Raw genomic sequence first — 20950 nt, forward strand, 5'->3', positions numbered from 1 at the left:
TCCTTAGTGTTTACGCGCGATACGTTCTAGCAATGTCGTCAGCTCTTCGAGCTTAGCAGAGAGTGTCTCAACGTCATGTTTAGACGCAATGCCGATTCGATTCAAGGCACTTGCAACACGAGTATCAAAAGCTTTTTCAACTTTATCCAGCTGAACTTCTACCAGGCCTTTGACGGAGGAGACGTTACTCTTTACTTGATCAATCTGACTGTTGGCGGCCTCAAGTTGTTCAACTGCAACTTTTTTGCCTTTACTTTCAACATGTTGACCAGTTTTAACCAGCTCTTTGAAATACTCGCCGCCCTCACTTCCAACCTTGGCATAGGCACCAAGTCCTGCCAGCCAGATCTTGCGGGCGTAGGATTTAACGTCGCTCAGCGTAGTGGTCTCGACGTCGATTTTTTTCTTCAGGATAACTTTGGCCATGGTGCACCTCACGCAGAATAGGGTGGAGGAACGGCCCACAGGAGTTGAGGGCTTGGGCACAAAGTAGGGTGAAAAATTAGAATCGGCACCCTAAGAACGAGCGGATCACGCCAGCGCCTTATCCAGCGCCTTTTCAATTTCAGACTTGATGGTGCCGCTCATGGCCGACATCAACAGGCCCAGCTCCACATCAATGCGTAAAGAATCATCGGCCACTACTACCGTGCCTTTCACCCCAGAACGCTTGAGGTTCAAGGTGTCCCCGGACCATGACGGCTCGAGGCCATATTGCTCCTTGAGTTTTTGCGCCAACTTGTCGGCCTTTGCCCGTGCGCCTTCTTTACCCAGGGAATGTGCACGCTCAACGGTTATACGGGCCATTGCAATGACTCCTCTTTATAGCGACGTTGTAAACCTTCCATGCGGCAAAAGGTCTCTGTGATGACCTATCTTACCTGCAGCCTTGCCAAGACAAAGCAGGCCTTGGGGATTATCATGTCCCGCATTCTCTTTTGGTGACAGCGATATGACTGATCAGCGCAAAGGCAGCGATGCCGAACCCACCACTCACTTCGGCTTCAAGAACGTCCCGGAAAGCCAAAAAGCGGAAAAAGTCGCTGAGGTGTTCCACTCTGTAGCCGCCAAGTACGACCTGATGAACGACGTGCTGTCGGGCGGTATGCACCGCCTGTGGAAGCGCTTCACCATCGAGTTGTCGGGTGTACGCACCGGCAATCGCGTGTTGGATATCGCCGGCGGCACGGGCGACCTGGCAGCGAAGTTCTCCAAGCTCGTTGGCCCGACCGGCCAGGTGGTGTTGGCGGACATCAACGGTTCGATGCTCAAGGTCGGTCGCGACCGCCTGCTCGACAAAGGCGTGGCCGGCAATATCGAGTTCGTCCAGGCCGACGCTGAAAAGCTGCCGTTCCCCGACAACCATTTCGACTGCGTGACCATCGCTTTCGGCCTGCGCAACGTGACCCACAAGGAAGACGCAATCCGCTCGATGCTGCGCGTGCTCAAGCCGGGCGGCCGCCTGTTGGTACTGGAGTTCTCCAAGCCGACCAACGCGCTGATGTCCAAGGTCTACGACACCTACTCGTTCGCCTTCATGCCGTTGATGGGCAAGCTGATCACCAATGACGCCGAGAGCTACCGCTACCTGGCTGAATCGATCCGCATGCACCCTGACCAGGAAACCCTCAAGTCGATGATGGTAGAGGCCGGCTTCGACCGCGTGACTTACCACAACATGACCTCGGGTATCGTCGCGCTGCACCGTGGCATCAAGCCCTGATGTTGTTCGCCGGTCTTCTCGCCAGCGTCGAACACGGCCTCAACCGTGTACTGCGCCTGGACAGCACCGCGCTGGCGCGGCTTGCGCACCTCAACGGCAAAGTCATTGCCGTCGATTGCCGCAGCCCCGCCCTGCAGCTATTTATCCTGCCCAGCGATGAAGGCCTGATGCTTGCGAGCCAATGGGCCGCCGAGGCCGATTGCACCTTGCGTGCGCCGGCATCGAGCCTGTTGCACCTGGCCCTGAGTCGCAACAAGACCGCCATCCTGCACAGTGCCGAAGTGGAGCTGGAAGGCGACAGCGCGGCGCTGATGGACCTGGCCGCCGTGTTGCAAGACCTGGAACTGGACTGGGAATACGAGCTCTCCCGCTGGATCGGCCCCGTGGCCACCCAGTTGATCAGCGGACACCTGCGCAGCAGGTCGCGTTGGTACCAGCAAGGGTTCGCCAGCCTGAACCAGAACCTCGCCGAATACCTGAGCGAAGAATCGCGCACCCTGGTCGGAGAACGGGAAGCGCAAGCGCGCTTTCGTGAACTCGACAAGGCCAAAATCGACCTGGAACGCCTTGAGGCACGCTTCGAGCGCCTGAGCCGTTCCCTTGATCCAAGCGATAACGCATGAAGCTGCTTGCCGTCCGCCGTTTGTTTCGTATCCAGCGCGTTGTAATCCGCTACCGCCTTGATGACCTGCTGTTCGCCCTGCCCCTGCCGTGGTTCCTGCTTGCCGTGCGCTATGTGCTGCCATGGCGTTGGTTCCCGCGTAAACAGCTGGAGCTCAGCCGGGGCGCACGCCTGCGCCTGGCCTTGCAGGACCTGGGGCCGATCTTTATCAAGTTCGGGCAGATCCTCTCGACCCGTCGCGACTTGTTGCCGGAAGACATCGCCGACGAGCTGATGCTGCTGCAGGACCGCGTGCCACCCTTCGATTCCCAGCAATCAATGAAGCTGATCGAAGAGCAGCTTGGCAAGAAGATCAGCGAAGTCTTCAGCCGCTTCGACGTCGAGCCACTGGCCTCGGCCTCGGTCGCGCAAGTGCACGCAGCGCAGCTCAAAACCGGCGAGGAAGTGGTGGTGAAGGTGATCCGCCCAGGCCTCAAGCCGATCATCGGGCAAGACTTGGCGTGGTTGTTCATCCTCGCCCGCGCCGCCGAGCGTTTCAGCGCCGATGCGCGACTGCTGCACCCGGTGGACGTGGTCGCCGACTACGAAAAAACCATCTACGACGAACTCGACCTGCTGCGCGAAGCGGCCAACGCCAGCCAGCTCAAGCGCAACTTCGAAGGCTCGCCGTTGCTGTACGTGCCGCAAGTGTATTGGGACTGGTGCCGGCCCAAAGTCCTGGTGATGGAGCGCATCTATGGTGTACAGGTCACCGACCTTGCGACCCTGGCCGACCAGCGCACCGATATGAAGATGCTCGCCGAGCGCGGCGTGGAAATTTTCTTCACCCAGGTGTTCCGTGACAGTTTCTTCCACGCCGACATGCACCCGGGCAACATCTTCGTCAGCACCGTCAACCCGTGGAGCCCGCAGTACATTGCGATCGACTGCGGTATCGTCGGCAGCCTGACCCCGGAGGACCAGGACTACTTGGCGCGTAACCTGTTTGCCTTCTTCAAGCGTGACTATCGCCGCGTGGCGCAGTTGCACATCGACTCGGGCTGGGTACCGGCAGAAACCAAACTCAACGAATTCGAGGCGGCGATCCGCACCGTGTGCGAGCCGATCTTTGAAAAACCGTTAAAAGATATTTCATTCGGCCAGGTGCTGATGCGCCTGTTCCAGACCGCGCGGCGCTTCAATATGGAAGTGCAGCCGCAGCTGGTGCTGTTGCAAAAAACCCTGCTGAACATCGAAGGCCTGGGCCGCCAGCTGTACCCGGACCTCGACCTATGGAACACCGCCCAACCGTTCCTGGAGCGCTGGATGCGCGAGCGGATGAGCCCGAAAACCGTGCTGGGCAACCTGCACAGCCAGATGGAACAACTGCCGCACCTGGCCAACATGACCCGCGACTTGTTGGAGCGCATGTCCCAGCCCCACGCCAAGGACCCGGCGCCGCCATGGCAGAAACGCAAGGACGACTGGTTCCTGCGCCTGCTGGGTGCAGCCCATCTGGTCGGCGGCGTAATGCTGGCGATTGGGGGGCCACTGAACCAACTGGGGCACTGGCCGGCTGGCATCATGGTCGCCGTGGGTGTTTATCTGATCGTGCGTCGATAGCCAATCCGGTTATACACTGTCGCAAATTGCCGGAGCCGAACATGAAAGACTGGCTGGACGAGATCAAGTGGGACAGTGACGGCCTGGTGCCGGCCATTGCCCAGGACTACAAGACCGGGCGCGTGCTGATGATGGCCTGGATGAACCGCGAGGCCCTGAGCCTCACTGCCGCTGAGCAGCGCGCCATCTACTGGTCACGCTCGCGTGGCAAACTGTGGCGCAAGGGCGAAGAGTCCGGGCACGTGCAAACCTTGCACGAGCTACGCCTGGACTGCGACGCCGACGTGGTGATCCTCAAGGTCGAGCAGATCGGCGGCATCGCTTGCCATACCGGCCGTCACAGCTGCTTCTATCGCGTGTTCGAGAATGGCGAATGGAAGATCGTCGAGCCGGTACTCAAAGACCCGCACGCCATCTACCCGGCAGGACACTAGACATGAGCGATACCCTGAACCGTGTGGCCCAGGTGCTGGAGGACCGCAAAGGTGCGGACGCCGACAGCTCCTACGTCGCCAGCCTGTATCACAAGGGCCTGAACAAGATTCTGGAAAAACTCGGCGAAGAATCCGTCGAGACCATCATCGCGGCCAAAGACGCGCAAATCAGCGGCGACTGCAGCGATGTGATCTACGAAACCGCCGACCTTTGGTTCCACAGCCTGGTCATGCTCGCCCAACTGGGCCAGCATCCGCAGGCTGTACTGGATGAACTGGACCGTCGCTTTGGCTTGTCCGGGCATGCCGAAAAGGCTTCGCGTCCGTCCACTTGAATAACGTTGACTGAGGATTTGCAGCATGGGCATTTTTGACTGGAAACACTGGATCGTCATTCTGGTGGTCGTGGTACTGGTGTTCGGCACCAAGAAACTCAAAAACCTCGGCACCGACGTGGGCGAGTCGATCAAGGGCTTTCGCAAAGCCATGAACGACGATGAAAAACCGGCAGACCCGGTCGCCAACCCGGTACCACCGGCCCAGCCTGTGCACCCGCAGGCCACCCAGCCGATCACCGAGCGTCGTACCTTCGACGTGCAGGCTGAGAAAGTCGAAGAGCCGACCCGCAAAGACTCGTGAGCACTGACTAATGTTTGGTATCAGCTTCTCTGAACTGCTGCTTGTCGGCCTCGTGGCCTTGCTGGTATTGGGGCCGGAACGCCTGCCCGGAGCAGCGCGCACGGCCGGCCTGTGGATCGGGCGCCTGAAACGCAGTTTCAACGCCATCAAACAGGAAGTTGAACGGGAAATCGGCGCGGACGAGATTCGTCGGCAACTGCACAACGAGCACATTCTGTCGTTGGAACAGGAGGCGCGGAAGATTCTGTCGCCCGTGCAGGAGCCCGCCAAACCGGCGCAGCCTGTGGCCGAACACAGCATCGCGCCCGCCGCTGAAACCGCCCCCGTGGCAACGACCGCGCCAACCGAGCCTGCGCCGACGCCCGTTGCGTCGCCCGCGCCCCATGACCCTACATTGCCGCCGCGAGCCCCATGAGCGCTGATAAACCGGAAAACGACCAGCATATGCCGCTGGTCTCGCACCTCACTGAGCTGCGTACCCGCCTGCTGCGTTGCGTAGCGGCCATCTTCATCATATTTGCCGGGTTGTTCGCCTTTACCCAGCAGATCTACACCTTTGTCTCGACGCCACTGCGCCAGTACCTGCCGGCCGGCGCGACGATGATCGCCACCGATGTGTCGTCGCCATTCCTCACACCGTTGAAGCTGACCATGATGGTGTCGCTGTTCCTGGCGATCCCGGTGATCCTGCACCAGATCTGGGGCTTTATAGCGCCGGGCCTTTACAAGCATGAGAAGCGCATCGCGGTGCCGTTGCTGGTGTCGAGCATCCTGCTGTTCTACACCGGCATGGCGTTCGCGTACTTCCTGGTGTTCCCGCTGATCTTCAAGTTCTTCGCCGCTGCCACCCCGGCCGGCGTGGAGATGATGACCGACATCACCAGCTACCTCGACTTCGTGATGACGTTGTTCTTCGCCTTTGGCGTGGCCTTCGAAATCCCGGTGGCCGTGGTGCTGCTGGTGTGGATCGGCGTGGTCAACGTGGCGTACCTGAAGAAGATCCGCCCCTACGTGATCATCGGCTGCTTCGTGGTCGGCATGATCCTCACGCCGCCGGATATCTTCTCCCAGACCCTGCTGGCCGTGCCGATGTGGATGCTGTTCGAAATTGGCATCCTGTTCAGCGGCTTGATCAGCAAGCGCGGCGAACACCCGGATGATCAACCCGCCGACGACGACCAGCCGCCAGCGACCCAGCCGTGAACCTGCTGCTGCTGGAAGAGGCCGATTTTATTACGGCTGACCGCGTGGTGCTGCGCGATCGACGCCTGGTGCATATGCAGGAAGTCCACCGCGCCGCCGTCGGCGACAGCCTGCGCGTCGGCCGTATCGGCGGACTGATGGGCAATGCGCAGTTGCTGCGCCTGGACGCCGGTGAAGCCGAGCTGCAAGTGAGCGTCGACCAGCCGCCACCGGCCAAACTGCCGCTGACCCTGTTGCTGGCCCTGCCGCGCCCGAAAATGCTGCGCCGGGTGCTGCAGACCGTGGCCGCCATGGGCGTGCCCAAGGTGGTGTTGGTCAACAGCTACCGGGTCGAAAAGAGCTTCTGGCAAACCCCATTCCTGGAGCCCGAGGCGATTCGCGAGCAACTGATCCTGGGCCTGGAACAGGCGCGGGACACGGTGCTGCCCGAGATCGTGATCGAAAAGCGCTTCAAACCGTTCGTCGAAGACCGCCTGCCGGCCATGACCGAAGGCACCCTGGGCCTGATCGGCCACCCCGGCGATTACCCGGCCTGCCCGCGTGGGCTGGCTGAGCCGGTGACCCTGGCGATTGGCCCGGAAGGCGGTTGGATCCCCTACGAAGTGGACTTGCTGGCCAAGGCCGGCATGCAGCCCGTGCAACTCGGCGCGCGCATCCTGCGCGTCGAAACCGCCGTCACAGCCTTGCTCGCTCGCCTCTTCTAACACCAGCCGATTCTTCGTAGTGAGCGGGCTTGCCCCGCGCTGGGCGGCGCAGCCGCCCCAATAAAGACGCCACCGAGTCCCAGATAAGACCAAGTCGCCTGGTTCGGGGCAGCTTCGCCGCCCAGCGCGGGGCAAGCCCGCTCACTACAAAATCCTCATTTCCTACAGATATCTCCCCGACAGCCGATAGCCTTCGAATAAGTCCAAGCCTTGTTCCAGGGGAGTTTGCAGCATGTATCGATGGTTAGCCGAAAAGCTGGGGAATGTCAGTGTCAAAACCAAGCTGGGCGTGGGCTTCGGGCTGGTATTGCTGCTGACGCTGATGATCACGCTCACCGGCTGGACCGGGCTCTCCGGCGTGATCAGTCGCGGTGACAAACTGGGGTACATCGCCAGCCTCAACGACCTGAGCAAGGACTTGCGCATAGCCCGCCTGGATTTTGAAATGCGCCGTGGCGAGCAGGGTCCGACGGCGGTCAATGGTTTTCTCGGCCAACTGGAAAGCGGTCTGAAAACCGCACGGGCACTCATTGAGCAGCCCGCTGACATTGCCTTGATCGATGATCAACTCGCGGCGGTCGACCAGTACAAGCGCGCATTCGACGCCATGGTGCAGGCCGGTGCCAACCGGGAAAACGCCCGTAGCAAATTGGGCGATACGGCCGACAACGCAGTGGCCAAGGTGGGTGAGGTTGAAAAAGCCCTGCTGCAAGGTGACAGCGTCAGCCTGTTCAACAGCCTTGTCGATTTGAGCAAGTTGATCCAGCAAGCCCGCTTCCAGGTGCGTGGCTACACCTACAGCGGCAAGGTCGAGGCCGAGCAGCCAGCGCTGGACGCCATCGACAACGCCTTGAAGAAAATCACCACCCTCAATGGCCAGCTACCCGAGCAATATACAAACAACCTGCAACAGGCCAGCGTATCGCTGCAAGCCTACCGCGCCGCGGTGAGCCAATACCGTGACTCTCAGGTCGCCAGCGCCGGCGCCTTGAAAATCATGGCCAGCCAAGGCGATATACTGCTGGACCGCAGTAACAAACTGACTGCCTCGCAAACGGTCGTGCGCGATACCGATGCCGCACACGCCAAACAACTGTTGCTATTGGCCACCACACTCGCGCTGATCTTCGGCCTGGTCGCCGCGTGGGCCATCACCCGCCAGATCATCATCCCGCTGAACCAGACTCTCCAGGTGGCCGAGCGCGTGGCCTCGGGCGACCTGAGCCACAACCTGATCTCCCTGCGCCAGGACGAACTGGGCCAACTGCAACGGGCCATGCAAAGCATGACGGTCGGCCTGCGTGAACTGATTGGTGGTATCAGCGACGGCGTCACCCAAATTGCCAGCGCCGCCGAACAGCTGTCCGCCGTGACTGAGCAAACCAGCGCCGGGGTCAACAGCCAGAAGGTCGAGACCGACCAGGTCGCCACTGCCATGAACGAAATGGCCGCCACCGTGCAGGAAGTGGCGCGCAACGCCGAGGAAGCCTCCGAAGCCGCCGTGGCCGCAGACCAGCAAGCCCGTGAAGGCGACAAAGTGGTCGGCGAAGCCATCGCTCAGATCGAACGCCTGGCCACGGAAGTCGGCAACTCCACCGTCGCCATGGGCGACCTGAAGCGCGAAAGCGACAAGATCGGCAGCGTGCTCGACGTGATCAAGTCGGTGGCCCAGCAAACCAACCTGCTGGCCCTCAACGCCGCGATTGAAGCCGCGCGCGCCGGTGAAGCCGGGCGTGGCTTTGCGGTGGTGGCCGATGAAGTGCGCAGCCTGGCCCAACGTACGCAGAAGTCCACCGAAGAGATCGAAGAGCTGATTGTCGGCCTGCAAAACGGTACCCAACAGGTGGCGACCATCATGGATAACAGCCGTGGCCTGACCGACAGCAGCGTTGAACTGACCCGCCGTGCCGGCAGCGCCTTGGCGAACATCACCCGCACGGTCTCGACCATCCAGGCAATGAACTCGCAGATCGCCACCGCCGCCGAGCAACAAAGCGCCGTGGCTGAAGAGATCAATCGCAGCGTACTGAACGTGCGCGATGTGTCGGAACAAACCTCTTCGGCCAGTGAAGAAACCGCCGCGTCCAGTGCTGAACTGGCACGCCTGGGCATCTACTTGCAGACGCTGGTCGGACGTTTCCGTATCTGATCGGTCCTACGCGGCGGCCAGTCGAGGCCGCCGCAACTTGTGAAACTTCCTACGCAGTTATCAGCCCGCCATCACCCCGAATCGATTTAGCGTTGGTCTACGCGCTTTTTCAGATTTGGAGGTTCACCATGTTTCCTCGGCTGACTCGCTTGCTGGTCAACGCCAGCGTCCGTCTCAAACTCGCCCTGGGCTTTGGCCAGGTGCTGGTCCTCAGCCTCGTCATCGCCATGACCGGCTGGCAGGCCCTGAATGACGTACTTCTGCGCTCAAGCAACTTGTCGACACTGGGCCAACTGGCGGCTGTCGCGGAGGCCATGCGCGCCGACCGTATCGTGTACCGCACCCTCACGGACACCGCCAGCCTGAGCAAGATGGCGCAACAGATTGAAACCATCGACCAGCATCTGCGCGATCTGGCAAACCACCTGGAGGACCCGGCCGAACTGCGGCGCGTCCAGGAAGCGGAACGCCTGGTGGCCAGTTTCAAAGCCGCGCTCGTCGAACTGCCGCCCTTGATCGAACGGCGCAACAACACCCGCCCCCCGCTCCACGCGATCGCGCTGCAGGCCAGCGACACCCTTGCGCAGCTGGCCAGCGAACTGCCTGACCAGCAAGACCAGCAAGCGCTGGATGCGATTGAAAACCTGCGCCAAGTCATGGAGCAGGCCGAGGATCGCGCCCAGAGCCCCGCCTGGGCGGCCGAAACGTTGCAAGCCTACGCCGACGCCGTCAACAACACCCTCGACGCCCTGGACGTTGCTCAGGCCGCCGTGACCCGCCTGCCCGTGGATTCGGCCCTGCTCAAAACCGACCTGGCGAACTATCGCACGCGCCTCCTCACACTCAAGGAAGCCCAGCTCACCACGGAGACCGTACAGAACCGATTTGAACAACAACTCAACCAGTTGCTGGAACACAATGAGTGGCTGAGCCAAAGCCAAACCGCCAAGCGCGACAGTGAGGCTGGGCAAACCCGCAGATTGCTCGCGGGGGTCACGGCGGCCGCGTTGTTACTGGGTGCCTTCGCCGCTTGGTGGATCGCCCGGCAGATCGCTGTTCCGCTGCGAGAAATCCTCACCGCCGCCCACCGTGTCGCCGACGGCGACTTGAGCCACAACATCCCGGTGGAACGGCGCGACGAACTGGGCCAGTTGCAGCAAAGCATCGGGCAAATGACCCGCAACCTGCGCAGCCTGATCAGCAGTATTAGCGACAGCGCCCGGCAGATCGCCAGCGCCGCCACGCAGCTCTCAGCCGTCACCGAGCAGACCCGCGCCGGGATCAATGATCAGAAAGACGAAACAGACCAGATGGCCACAGCGATGAATGAAATGCTCGCCACCGCCCAAGAAGTCGCACGACATGCCGAATACGCGTCGGCGGCGGCCAATGAGGCCGATCAACAAGCCACCGCCGGGGACAAGGTGGTCGGGCAGGCGGTGGAGCAGATAGGCCATCTGGCCCATGAAATGGCGCGCTCCAGCCAGGCGATGATTGCATTGCAACGCGAGAGCCAAAAAATCGGAGGTGTGCTGGACGTCATCAAGTCGGTGTCTCAGCAGACCAATCTGCTGGCCCTGAACGCGGCCATTGAAGCAGCACGTGCGGGTACGGCTGGCGAAGGGTTTGCCGTAGTCGCCGATGAAGTCCGCAGCCTCGCCTTGCGCACGCAGGCGTCCGCTGAAGAAATCGAGGGCCTGATCTGCGGCCTGCACACCGGCACCCAACAGGTGGCAGACATTATGGACGGCAGCCGCGCGTTGACCGACAACAGTGTCGACCTGAGCCGCGATGCAGGCGGTGCATTGGCAGCCATTATCCGTACGGTCTCGATCATCCAGGAAATGAACCCGCAGATTGCCGCTGCCGCCGAGCAACAAAGTGCCGTCGCCGAGGAAATAAATCGCAGCGTGATGAAAGTGCGGGACGTGTCGGAGCAAACCGCGGCCGCCAGCGAGGAAACGGCGGTGGCCAGTGTTCAGTTGAAGCGGTTGAGCCTGGACCTGCAGACACTGGTCGACAGGTTCCGGCTCTGACCTGTGGCGTGCGACATCAGAGGACTTGGCGCAGGAACGCCTGGGCCCTTGGGTCTTTGGGCGCAGCGAAGAACTCGGCCGGGGCCGCGTCTTCCAACAACTTGCCATGGTCGAAAAACAGCACGCGGTCGGCCACTTCACGGGCAAAGCCCATTTCGTGGGTGACGCAGACCATGGTCATGCCTTCCAGGGCCAGGGTCTTCATCACGTCCAGCACCTCGCCGACCATTTCCGGGTCGAGCGCGGAAGTGGGCTCATCAAAGAGCATCACCTTGGGCTCCATCGCCAGGGCTCGGGCAATCGCGACCCGCTGTTGCTGGCCCCCGGACAAGCGGGATGGAAATTCATTGGCCTTTTGCGCGATACCGACCTTCTCCAGCAGCGCCAGGGCCTTGGCCTCACGCTCCTGCTTGCCGCGCTTGCGCACGACTTTCTGCGCCAGGCACAGGTTTTCCAGCACAGTCATGTGAGGGAACAGGTTGAAGTGCTGGAACACCATGCCAACTTCACGGCGGTAGGCGTTGACGTCGGTTTTCGGATCAGCCAGTTGCAGGCCGTCGATGCTGACCGAGCCGGAGTCGAACTCCTCAAGGCCATTAAGGCAACGCAGGAAGGTCGACTTGCCGGAGCCCGACGGGCCGATCACCACCAGCACTTCGCCCTTGGCCACCTGGGTGGTGACGTGGTCCACCGCGCGCACCACTTGGCCGCGGGTGTCGAAGACTTTTACCAGATCGCGGACTTCAATCACTTTGCGCGAGCCTCCGCTCAAGCCGACTGGCGATTTTCGACAGCGGCAGGTTGATCAGCAGGTACAGGCCTGCGACGCAGAACAGGATTTCAAACGGCGAGAACGAAGTGGTGATCACCTCGCGGCCGCTCTTGAGCAGTTCGGTAATCGCGATCACCGACACCAGGGAAGTGTCCTTTACCAGGCTGATAAATTGCCCGGCCAACGGCGGCAGCACGCGCTTGAACGCCTGCGGCAATACCACATGGCGCATCGACTGGCTGGCGCTCAGGCCCAGGGAGCGAGCGGCTTCGTTCTGGCCACGGGTGATGGACTGCACGCCAGCGCGCACGATTTCCGCCACATACGCGCCAGTGAACAGCGACAGCGCGGCGATCCCGGCGAATTCCCGGGACAGGTTGAGTACCGTGCCGATAAAGAAATAGAAAATGAAGATTTGCACCAACAGCGGCGTGCCGCGCACCAGTTCGACGTAGATCGTCGACAGATCGCGCAGGGTCGGGTTATTGGAGAGCCGGCACAAGCCGGTCGCCAGCCCGATCGCCAGCCCGAGGATGCCGGATACCACCGACAGCCACAGCGTGGTCCACAACCCCCACATCAACGGGCCCAACGCCCAATGCCGAGTCACGCCCACCACGTCGCCTTCGGCCACATCGTCGCCACGCGCCACTTGCAGGCTGTTGTCGGCAACGGTCAGCTTTTGCTCGGCACCCGCGTCGCTGCGCAGGGTCACTTCAGCCACATCGCCTTTGCGCACCAACTCGACAACCGTGGAGATGTCGGCGGCACGCTGGGACGTCTCAGCCTGGTAGACGAAGTATTGCGGCACGCGGTTCCAACGCCACTCGTAGGACATCAGCGAGGTGGCGTAGTACAAGGCGCCAGCCAGGCCGACCAGCACGACCACGGTCAGCAGGTGCCAGGGCCATTGGGCTTTTTTCTGTTTCATTTCACTTTCCGGGGGTGTGTATCGCCTGGCAGGCCGTCATCGCGGGCAAGCCCGCTCCCACATTTTGATTTGTGAACACCGTTAAATGTGGGAGCTGGCTTGCCTGCGATGCAGGCAACTCGGTCTTGAGACCTTATTCCATATCCTTGAGCCAGTCGGAGCTCTTGAACCACTTGTCATGGATACGATCGTAGGTGCCGTCGTTGCGGATCTGGTGCAGGAAGTTGTTGATGAAGTTGATGCTGTCGTAGTCGCCTTTTTTCAGGCCAAACGCCAGGGGTTCGAAGGTGAACGGGTCTTCGAGGAACACCAGCTTGCCGTTACCGACTTTCTTCTCGGCAACCACGTTGTACGGTGCGTCATACACAAAGGCATCGGCCTTGCCGTTGACCACGTCCAGCACGCCTTCCTGCTCGTTGTCGTAGCCGTGGTACTTGGCCTTGGAGATCAGCTTCTTGGCGACCATCTCGCCCGTGGTACCCAGCTTGGAGGTCAGGCGGTATTTCTCGTCGTTCAGGTCTTTGTAGGACTTGATGGTGCCTTCCAGCTCCTTGCGAATCAGCAGGGTCTGGCCGACCACGATGAAGGGGTCGCTGAAGTTCAGGCGCAGGTTGCGTTCCTGGGTCAGGGTCATGCCGCTGCCGATCATGTCGAACTTGCCGGTCAGGAAGGCCGGGATGATGCCGTCATAGCCAGTGGATACCAGCTCCAGCTTGACGCCCATGGACTTGGCCATGGCCTTGAGGATGTCGACTTCGAAGCCGATGATTTCACCGCGCTTGTCGGTCATTTCGAACGGCATGTAGGTCGGGTCCATGCCGACTTTCAGCGTACCGCGCTTGACCGCATCATCGATTGCGCCGGCCTGGGCCGCGTTGGCCGCGACCAGCGCGGTGACGCCAAGCAGCAGCATCGAAAGATACTTCTTCATCATCAAGTCCCCTGAACGAATCTTGTAAGGTCGGCGCGCAAAAGGGCTGCACCATTTCGGGGTGCGATCCTAACCCACTCGCCTCCCGCCACAAAGGTTTCACGGCTATTTGTTATCGGCGTATGTCGGAAAAACCCCGCAACGCTACGGCAAAGTGCACGCATAGACACTTGGGCAGAGCGCAGCAGTAACGGATTGATGTGTAAAGAGTTATGACTTTCAGTCGATTTCCGCCATCCAGGCCGTTTCCTTAAACCACTTGTCGTGCAAGCGATCGTAGGTCCCATCCTGGGCAACCTGGTTGAGGAAGTGGTTGATCCAGTTGAGGCTATCGAAATCGCCTTTCTTCAAGCCGAATGCCAGGGGCTCAAAGGTGAAGGGTTGCTCAAGCGCCAGCAGCGCGCTGTTTTCCGGGCGACTCAAGGCGAGGAGGTTGTAGGGTGCGTCATAAATAAAGGCATCGGCCTTGCCTTGCACCACTTGGCGCACGCCCTCTTCCGGCGTTACAAAACTGCTGAGCCGGGCCGCCCCCAGAAACCGTCGCGCCGCTGACTCGCCGGTGGTGCCTTCGGCGGTAGCGATTCGGTAGCTGGCGTCGTCCAGGTCTTCGACACTGGCGACCTTGCCCATGAGACGTGGATGCAACAACACTGACTGCCCGACCACGATGAACGAATCGCTGAAGTTCAGCTTAATGTTGCGTTCCTGGGTGACGGTCATACCGCTGCCGATCAGGTCGAATTTTTTCGCCTGCAACCCCTCCACCAACTCGTTGTAAGGCACTGCAACCAATTCAAGATCAACCCCCAAGGCTTGGCTCATGACCTTGAGCAGGTCGATTTCAAAACCGACGATGCGCCCTTGTTTGTCGGTCATTTCAAAGGGCATGTAAGTGGGCGTGGTGCCGACTTTCAGCACACCGCGTCGAACCGCGTCGTCAATCGCGCCTGCCTGTGCCAGCCCCATGTGAATCAATGCGACAGCGCCTATCAGCAGCGCCGAACAATAGCCTTTGCTCATGAATACCCCAGTGGCCGAGTCAAATCCGGGGGGCGATGCTAACTCAGCCACGGGCACGGCAATACGCCTCGGACGAGGGTCTTTTGTTTCGAAATAACAGGAGGTTGACGAGAGAGGGAAAAGCTTGGAAACGCTGTAGGACCAGCGCTTCGAACGCCCCCGAGGTGAGACCTCGGGGGCGTCTGAATCAGGCTGGTTGGGCCTGGGACGACAGCGGCTGCAGGGGTAGCAACGGCGCGTGCGGATCGGCCTTGATCGAGTCCCGCCAGGCGGCGAGCCACTCGGCATGGCCTTCGCTCCACACCTGCTCGTGCAGGCGAGCCAGGGCTACCGGGTCGCTGAGCAATGCCACGCGTTCGCCGTTGTTAAGGCCGGCTGGGCCGACTTTCAACGCATGACGCACACGCTCGATACGCAGGTACTCAATCGGCTCGGCCTCACGGTGACGCGAGGTCGCCAGGGCACACGCCAGGGCGTTTTGCTGTGGATCAACCACCGAGCGCACAAAGCCGTCGTTCAGCGCGTGCCAACGGTTTTCGTGGGTGTACTGCTCGGTCGACAGCAACGCCTGCGGCGGATTGTATTCCTCAGGGATCAGGAACAGGCTCTCGTCGCGGGACTTGAGGCCCAGGTTGACCCGACTGGAAATCACCGACACCGGAATCGACAGCATCAACGAGCCGACGATCGGCACCAGCCACCACAGGAAGCTTGGATTCAACCACACCACCAGCAGGGCCCAGAGGAAGCCGAGCAAGGTCTGCGTACCGTGGCGTTTGAATGCTTCACCCCAGGTGGTCGAGTCGTCATCACGCTTGGGCGAGTTCCATGTCGCGGCCCAGCCGAGGAACGCGGCAAGCACGAAACGGGTGTGAAAAATCATCCGCACCGGCGCCAGCAGCATGGAGAACAGCATCTCCAGCAGCATCGACATCGTCACCTTGAACTTGCCACCGAACTCTTTCGCGCCCTTGGCCCAGATCAAAATGATGCTCAGCAGCTTGGGCAGGAACAGCAGCACGATGGTGGTGGAGAACAACGCCACCGCCTTGTCCGGATGCCATTGCGGCCACAGCGGGTACAACTGGCGTGGCGCCATGAAGTACTGCGGCTCCATCAGCGTGTTCACCGCCAGCAGCGCCGTGGACAACACCAGGAACAGGAACCACAACGGCGCCGACAGGTAGGACATCACGCCGGTCAGGAACACCGCGCGGTGCACCGGGTGCATGCCTTTAACCAGGAACAGGCGGAAGTTCATCAGGTTACCGTGGCACCAGCGACGGTCACGTTTGAGTTCGTCCAGCAGGTTCGGCGGCAGTTCTTCGTAGCTGCCCGGCAGGTCGTAGGCAATCCACACGCCCCAGCCGGCACGGCGCATCAGCGCTGCTTCAACGAAGTCATGGGACAGAATCGAACCGGCGAACGCGCCCTTACCTGGCAATGGCGCCAAGGCGCAGTGCTCGATAAACGGCTTCATGCGGATGATCGCGTTGTGACCCCAGTAGTGGGATTCACCCAGCTGCCAGAAGTGCAGGCCGGCGGTGAACAGCGGGCCATAAACACGGGTAGCGAACTGCTGCATGCGCGCATACAGGGTGTCCATGCCCGACGCACGTGGCGCGGTCTGGATAATCCCGGCATCCGGCGTGGCTTCCATCAAGCGCACCAGGCTGGTCAGGCATTCGCCGCTCATCACGCTATCAGCGTCAAGCACGACCATGTATTTGTAGTCACCGCCCCAACGACGGCAGAAGTCGTCGAGGTTGCCGCTCTTGCGCTTTACGCGACGGCGGCGACGGCGATAGAAGATCTTGCCGAAACCACCGGCTTCGCGGCACACGTCGAGCCAGGCTTGCTGTTCGGCGATGCAGATGTCGGCGTCATTACTGTCGCTGAGCACGAAGAAGTCGAAGCGATCCAGGTCACCGGTGGCGGCGACCGACTCGAACGTAGCGCGCAGACCGGCAAATACCCGGGGCACGTCTTCGTTGCAGATCGGCATCACCAGCGCGGTGCGGGCGTCTTTCGGAATCGGCTCATCACCGGCACTTTTACCGGAGATGCGGTATTTATCGTGGCCAGTGAGCAGTTCCAGGAAGCCCATCAACGCGGTCCAGAAACCGGCCGACACCCAGCAGAACAAGATCCCGAACATGATCAGGATGCTGGTTTGCAGGGCGTAAGGCAGCACCTGGGTAGCGGTTTGCAGCAGGGTCTGGTTGCGGATCTCGTCGAAGTCAACGAGCGACCAGCCCTGGTAAGGCATGATGCCTTTCATGTACCAGCCGGCCACGATGGTTTGGCCGAGCATCAGCACCAGCAGGATGTAACGGCGGATCGAACCGACGGTACGCCAGCGGGCGGCCGGCAGTACGCGTTCATCCTTCGGCGGTGTCGGCGGATTGCTGCGGCCGGTGATACGGCGCCAGCCGCGCACCAGGATATTGGTGCGCCACGGCTCCGGAACCACACGGGTACGACGGATCGGCGGCGTGGCCTTGAGGCACACGCGACCGCTGGCGTCGAGCGCCAGCATTTCGGCGTCTTGCAGCTCTTCGGCAGTGTTGAGGGTCAACCGGCGGCCAACCGACGCCTGGGCGGCGTCGATGGGCGCGTCGAACGTCGACGATGACAAGCGCTCGTGCAACTCGGTGAAGGATGTGCAGCCCGCCAGTTCGGCGCGCTGCTCAGCGGTCATCGGTAGATGCGCCAGGTACTCGGACAGAGTCTCGGGCGTGGCTTGAGAATTACTCATCGGCAGGCAACTGATAGCTCCAGGTTTCGGTCAGGACTTGTTCTGTCTTGATCGGCTCCGGTGTGGCTGGGGCAGCTTCTGGCTGCTTGGCTTCCTTGTCTTTCGCGTCTTTCTTGGCCTGTTTCTCGTGTTGCTTGGCCAGGACCTTGTCGGCCTTGAGCACGTGGCTCGAGTCCTGCTCAGGGGCAGGCGGGGCAACATCCTGCACCAGCGCTGCACGCATTTCGGTCGGCTTGCCTGCGTCCTTGATCTTCATGCGCAGGGTCAGACGCCAGCCTTTGGTGTGCTCGTTGTAGCGCACGCTGTTTTCAACCAGTTCGGCGTTGTCGCTGACACTGACTTGGCTGCGAACCGCGGCATCCGACGGCAAACCCTTGAGGGACGGGCCCTCGAAGTCCACCAGGTACGCCACGCTGCCATCCGGCTGGCGGATCAGGTTGGATTGCTTCACGTCACCGGTGGAACGCAGGGTCTGCTTGACCCAGGCGCTGTCGGCCGGGTGCAAGGCTTTTTCGTCCATGGTCCAGTGCAGGCGGTAGGAAACGTCCAGCGGCTTGCCGACTTCCGGCAGTTCCGCAGGGCTCCAGAACGCAACGATGTTGTCGTTGGTTTCATCGGCAGTCGGAATCTCTACCAGGTTGACGGTGCCTTTGCCCCAGTCGCCCTCAGGCTCGATCCAGGCGCTAGGGCGCTTGTCGTAGTTATCGTCAAGGTCTTCGTAGTGGCTGAAGTCGCGACCACGTTGCAGCAGGCCGAAACCTTTCGGGTTCTCGACGGTGAAGTTGCTGACCGACAGGTGTTTAGGGTTGTTCAGTGGGCGCCAGATCCACTCGCCGTTACCGGCATGGATCGACAGGCCGCTGGAATCGTGGAGCTCACGACGGTAGTTGAGCACTTTGGACGGCTGGTTCGCGCCGAACAGGTACATGCTGGTCAACGGGGCAACGCCCAGCTTGCTGACCTTGTCGCGCAGGAACATCTGGGATTTCACATCGACAATGGTGTCGGTGCCCGGACGCAGGATCAGGCGATAAGCGCCGGTTGCCCGTGGCGAGTCCAGCAGGGCAAAGATCACCAGCTGTTTTTCACCCGGCTTTGGACGCTCGATCCAGAACTCGGTGAAACGCGGGAATTCTTCGCCGGAAGGCAATGCAGTGTCGATCGCCATGCCGCGGGCAGACAGGCCATAGGCCTGACCTTTGCCGACCACGCGGAAGTAGCTGGCGCCCAGCATGGTCATGATTTCGTCTTGCTTGTCGCCCTTGTTGATCGGGTACAGCACACGGAAGCCGGCATAACCCAGCTGTTCAGTGGCTTTAGGATCAAACTTCACGTCGCCGAAATCGAAACGCGTCGGGTCGTATTTGATTTCCTGGACGCTGTCGGCGGTGACTTCATTGATTTTCACCGGTGTATCGAAGTGCATACCCTGGTGATAGAAGGACAGCTTGAACGGGGTGTTCTGATCGGCCCACTCGGCTTTTTCGTTGCGGAAACGAATTTTCTGGTAGTCCGCGAATTTCATTTCGCGGAATTCGTTCGGCAGATTGCTGCGCGGAGCTTCGTATTTCTGCCCGGCCAGCTCTTTCGCCTTGGCCGACACATCATCCAGACTGAATGCCCACAGTTGACCCGCGCCGAACAGGCAAAACAGGGCAGAGCCCGTTACCAGTGCGTTTCGTAACCGTTTGGCAGACAATTTTGGTGCATTACAGGGACTAACAATCACGAGCAACCCTCGCCGAAAACAGATCAAAAAACCAACGGCCAGCTATCTATATGCCAGGTTGGCGAGCATTGTTCCGACTCCCTCAGGGCAAAATGATTCCCCATGGGTTGTCGGACAAGTCTCTACCTAAGTCAAAATGGACCAAACAACGCTGATCCCCGTAGCGCGCGATTATCTAGTAGGCCGCGAAACAACGCATCAGGGATAACGAAGTATTTGTAGCGAAACACTGCGTTTTTAGGCATTAAAAGTCGTTTTTAATACATTCACGTCTGCAAGAGGAAGGTGACAGGCCCGTCATTGACCAAATGCACCTGCATATCGGCGCCAAAACGCCCCGACGCCACCTTGCCATGCAATTGTTGCGCTTGTAACAGCAAGTGATCAAAAAGCGCCGCTCCCAGGGCCGGCGGGGCCGCTGTGGAGAAGCTCGGCCGCAGCCCGCTCTTGGTATCCGCCGCCAGGGTGAACTGCGACACCAGCAGCAACCCACCGCCGATGTCCTTCAATGACAGGTTCATCTTGCCTTCATGGTCGCTGAACACCCGGTAGTTCAGCAGCTTATGCAGCAATTTATCGGCGCTCTCGGGGGTATCTGAAGGTTCGACGGCCACCAGCACCAGCAAACCCTGATCGATTGCGCCGACGACTTCGCCCGCCACCTCTACGCGGGCGCTACGCACCCGTTGCAACAGGCCCTTCATGCTTCTTCTGGCGGCAGGTCGAGCAAGCGCCGTGCCATTTCGCTGGTCGCACGCACCAACGCATCGGTGATCCCGGGTTCGGACGCCGCATGACCTGCCTCGCGAATCACCTGCAGTTCACTGTTGGGCCAGGCCTGGTGCAGCTCCCAGGCATTATCCAATGGGCAAATCATATCGTAGCGCCCATGAATGATGACGCCAGGCAGATGAGCGATCTTGTGCATATCACGGATCAGCTGATTAGGCTCCAGGAAGGAGTTGTTGGTGAAGTAGTGGCACTCGATCCGCGCAATGGACAGGGCGCGCTGCGGCTCGGAAAACCGCTCGACGTGCTGCGGGCTCGGGCACAGGCCGAGCATGCGCCCTTCCCAGCCGGACCAGGCTTTGGCCGCGTGCATCTGGGCGATCTGGTCGTTGCCGGTGAGGCGCTTATGGTAGGCCGCGATCATGTCGTGGCGCTCTTCCGGTGGGATCGGCGCGATGTAATCCTGCCAGTAATCCGGGAACAGCCGGCTCGCACCGGCCTGGTAGAACCATTCGATATCCTGCGGGCGGGCCAGGAATATGCCACGCACGATCAGGCCAAGCACGCGCTCCGGGTGGGTTTGCGCGTAGGCCAGGGCCAGGGTCGAGCCCCAGGAACCACCGAACAGCACCCATTTGTCGATGCCCAAATGCTCACGGATGCGCTCTAGGTCGGCGACCAGGTCCCAGGTCGTGTTGTTTTCCAGGCTGGCGCGCGGGGTGGAGCGCCCGCAGCCACGCTGGTCGAACGTGACAATGCGGTACAGGTTCGGGTCGAAATAGCAGCGGCTCTGGGCATCACAGCCGGCACCTGGGCCACCATGGATGAAGACGACGGGCAAGCCTTCGGGGGAGCCACTTTCATCGACGTACAGCGTGTGGGTGTCATCGACTGCCAGATCGTGCCGGGCGTAGGGTTTGATCTGCGGGTACCAAGTCTGCATTGCGCGCTCCGTAAGGGGTCGGGTT

21 protein-coding genes and 1 pseudogene are annotated in these 20950 nt (G+C 60.6%); 12 read left to right on the top strand and 10 right to left on the bottom strand.

Translation table 11 applies throughout. The annotated features are described in order from the left end of the window. Nucleotides 1-3: 3 nt before the first annotated feature. Both JBO08_RS20325 and JBO08_RS20330 read right to left on the bottom strand, forming a co-directional pair. Nucleotides 4-426: a phasin family protein gene (locus tag JBO08_RS20325; protein ID WP_065945573.1), complete on the bottom strand. Its 423-nt coding sequence runs from the start codon at nt 424-426 to the stop codon at nt 4-6. Between the two features lie 105 nt (nt 427-531). Continuing rightward, nucleotides 532-807, bottom strand: coding sequence for a polyhydroxyalkanoic acid system family protein (locus JBO08_RS20330; protein ID WP_049710422.1), 276 nt, complete (start codon nt 805-807; stop codon nt 532-534). 145 nt (nt 808-952) lie between these two features. Here JBO08_RS20330 and ubiE point away from each other — a divergent pair, with 145 nt between their 5' ends. The 12 genes and pseudogenes from ubiE to JBO08_RS20385 all read left to right on the top strand — a co-directional run bounded on the left by ubiE (nt 953) and on the right by JBO08_RS20385 (nt 11112). Then, nucleotides 953-1723: a bifunctional demethylmenaquinone methyltransferase/2-methoxy-6-polyprenyl-1,4-benzoquinol methylase UbiE gene (gene ubiE, locus JBO08_RS20335; RefSeq protein WP_003171186.1), complete on the top strand. Its 771-nt coding sequence runs from the start codon at nt 953-955 to the stop codon at nt 1721-1723. After that, nucleotides 1723-2346, top strand: coding sequence for an SCP2 domain-containing protein (locus JBO08_RS20340; RefSeq protein WP_065875742.1), 624 nt, complete (start codon nt 1723-1725; stop codon nt 2344-2346). The genes ubiE and JBO08_RS20340 overlap by 1 nt, the downstream gene beginning before the upstream one ends. Then, nucleotides 2343-3947, top strand: coding sequence for a ubiquinone biosynthesis regulatory protein kinase UbiB (ubiB, locus tag JBO08_RS20345; protein WP_049710424.1), 1605 nt, complete (start codon nt 2343-2345; stop codon nt 3945-3947). Before JBO08_RS20340 ends, ubiB begins: the two co-directional genes overlap by 4 nt. A 41-nt stretch (nt 3948-3988) precedes the next feature. Beyond that, on the top strand, nt 3989-4381 hold the full coding sequence (gene hisI, locus JBO08_RS20350) for a phosphoribosyl-AMP cyclohydrolase (protein WP_032893977.1): 393 nt from the start codon (nt 3989-3991) through the stop codon (nt 4379-4381). A 2-nt stretch (nt 4382-4383) separates the two neighbouring features. Beyond that, on the top strand, nt 4384-4716 hold the full coding sequence (locus tag JBO08_RS20355; RefSeq protein ID WP_049710425.1) for a phosphoribosyl-ATP diphosphatase: 333 nt from the start codon (nt 4384-4386) through the stop codon (nt 4714-4716). A 25-nt stretch (nt 4717-4741) separates the two neighbouring features. Beyond that, a complete protein-coding gene (locus JBO08_RS20360) occupies nt 4742-5020 on the top strand; it encodes a twin-arginine translocase TatA/TatE family subunit (protein WP_065875744.1) in 279 nt (92 codons plus the stop codon). Nucleotides 5021-5030: 10 nt separating this feature from the next. Beyond that, nucleotides 5031-5435: a Sec-independent protein translocase protein TatB gene (gene tatB / locus JBO08_RS20365; protein ID WP_065875745.1), complete on the top strand. Its 405-nt coding sequence runs from the start codon at nt 5031-5033 to the stop codon at nt 5433-5435. Next, nucleotides 5432-6223: a twin-arginine translocase subunit TatC gene (tatC, locus tag JBO08_RS20370; protein ID WP_049710428.1), complete on the top strand. Its 792-nt coding sequence runs from the start codon at nt 5432-5434 to the stop codon at nt 6221-6223. Before tatB ends, tatC begins: the two co-directional genes overlap by 4 nt. Continuing rightward, nucleotides 6220-6927 (top strand): 16S rRNA (uracil(1498)-N(3))-methyltransferase, encoded by a 708-nt coding sequence (locus JBO08_RS20375; RefSeq protein ID WP_065879819.1) that lies wholly within the window; start codon nt 6220-6222, stop codon nt 6925-6927. The genes tatC and JBO08_RS20375 overlap by 4 nt, the downstream gene beginning before the upstream one ends. A 322-nt stretch (nt 6928-7249) precedes the next feature. Beyond that, a pseudogene (locus tag JBO08_RS28550) lies at nt 7250-8218 on the top strand (methyl-accepting chemotaxis protein); the annotation flags it as partial. A 144-nt stretch (nt 8219-8362) separates the two neighbouring features. Further along, a complete protein-coding gene (locus JBO08_RS28555) occupies nt 8363-9076 on the top strand; it encodes a methyl-accepting chemotaxis protein (protein ID WP_371913929.1) in 714 nt (237 codons plus the stop codon). 128 nt (nt 9077-9204) lie between these two features. Then, the gene (locus JBO08_RS20385; RefSeq protein ID WP_065910805.1) at nt 9205-11112 is read left to right on the top strand and encodes a methyl-accepting chemotaxis protein; all 1908 of its coding nucleotides are present in this window, start codon (nt 9205-9207) and stop codon (nt 11110-11112) included. Between the two features lie 16 nt (nt 11113-11128). On the opposite strand, the gene JBO08_RS20390 is transcribed toward JBO08_RS20385, so the two are convergent. From JBO08_RS20390 to pip, 8 genes are all read right to left on the bottom strand, one after another. Next, nucleotides 11129-11863: an amino acid ABC transporter ATP-binding protein gene (locus JBO08_RS20390; protein WP_049710432.1), complete on the bottom strand. Its 735-nt coding sequence runs from the start codon at nt 11861-11863 to the stop codon at nt 11129-11131. Continuing rightward, complete coding sequence (locus JBO08_RS20395) at nt 11856-12815, bottom strand: amino acid ABC transporter permease (RefSeq protein ID WP_065879817.1); 960 nt, start codon at nt 12813-12815, stop codon at nt 11856-11858. Before JBO08_RS20395 ends, JBO08_RS20390 begins: the two co-directional genes overlap by 8 nt. Before the next feature lie 133 nt (nt 12816-12948). Then, entirely contained in the window at nt 12949-13746 is a 798-nt protein-coding gene (locus tag JBO08_RS20400; RefSeq protein WP_065945575.1) for a transporter substrate-binding domain-containing protein, read from the bottom strand. A gap of 219 nt (nt 13747-13965) precedes the next feature. Beyond that, nucleotides 13966-14766 (bottom strand): transporter substrate-binding domain-containing protein, encoded by an 801-nt coding sequence (locus JBO08_RS20405; RefSeq protein ID WP_220074887.1) that lies wholly within the window; start codon nt 14764-14766, stop codon nt 13966-13968. A 187-nt stretch (nt 14767-14953) separates the two neighbouring features. Beyond that, nucleotides 14954-17524, bottom strand: a complete 2571-nt coding sequence (mdoH, locus tag JBO08_RS20410) for a glucans biosynthesis glucosyltransferase MdoH (protein ID WP_065875753.1) — start codon at nt 17522-17524, stop codon at nt 14954-14956. Beyond that, nucleotides 17517-19253, bottom strand: coding sequence for a glucan biosynthesis protein G (locus JBO08_RS20415; protein WP_220074888.1), 1737 nt, complete (start codon nt 19251-19253; stop codon nt 17517-17519). Before JBO08_RS20415 ends, mdoH begins: the two co-directional genes overlap by 8 nt. 266 nt (nt 19254-19519) lie before the next feature. Beyond that, a complete protein-coding gene (gene dtd / locus JBO08_RS20420) occupies nt 19520-19957 on the bottom strand; it encodes a D-aminoacyl-tRNA deacylase (protein ID WP_065875754.1) in 438 nt (145 codons plus the stop codon). Further along, on the bottom strand, nt 19954-20925 hold the full coding sequence (gene pip / locus JBO08_RS20425) for a prolyl aminopeptidase (protein ID WP_049710438.1): 972 nt from the start codon (nt 20923-20925) through the stop codon (nt 19954-19956). Before pip ends, dtd begins: the two co-directional genes overlap by 4 nt. Between the last annotated feature and the right edge of the window lie 25 nt (nt 20926-20950).

The organism is Pseudomonas sp. LAP_36 (assembly GCF_019456785.1).
GTDB classification, from domain to species: domain Bacteria; phylum Pseudomonadota; class Gammaproteobacteria; order Pseudomonadales; family Pseudomonadaceae; genus Aquipseudomonas; species Aquipseudomonas tritici.